A 525-nucleotide genomic window follows, 5' to 3' on the forward strand; every position below is an offset into this window, starting at 1 on the left:
ACATTCCGGTTGATCCTGCCGGAGGCCATTGCTATCGGAGTCCGATTTAGCCATGCTAGTCGCACGAGTTCAGACTCGTGGCATATAGCTCAGTAACACGTGGCCAAACTACCCTACAGACCGCGATAACCTCGGGAAACTGAGGCCAATAGCGGATATCACTCTCAGACTGGAGTGTCGAGAGTGAGAAACGTTCCGGCGCTGTAGGATGTGGCTGCGGCCGATTAGGTAGATGGTGGGGTAACGGCCCACCATGCCGATAATCGGTACAGGTTGTGAGAGCAAGAGCCTGGAGACGGTATCTGAGACAAGATACCGGGCCCTACGGGGCGCAGCAGGCGCGAAACCTTTACACTGCACGACAGTGCGATAGGGGGACTCCGAGTGTGAGGGCATATAGCCCTCGCTTTTCTGTACCGTAAGGTGGTACAGGAACAAGGACTGGGCAAGACCGGTGCCAGCCGCCGCGGTAATACCGGCAGTCCAAGTGATGGCCGATATTATTGGGCCTAAAGCGTCCGTAGC

General features: G+C 56.4%; 1 rRNA gene. It reads left to right on the forward strand.

Annotated elements, in window-relative coordinates:
* Positions 1-2: 2 nt before the first annotated feature.
* Positions 3-525 (forward strand): 16S ribosomal RNA (locus DVK00_RS20755); the annotation flags it as partial.

The organism is Haloarcula sp. Atlit-47R, from assembly GCF_003665985.1.
Classification (GTDB): Archaea; Halobacteriota; Halobacteria; order Halobacteriales; family Haloarculaceae; genus Haloarcula; species Haloarcula taiwanensis.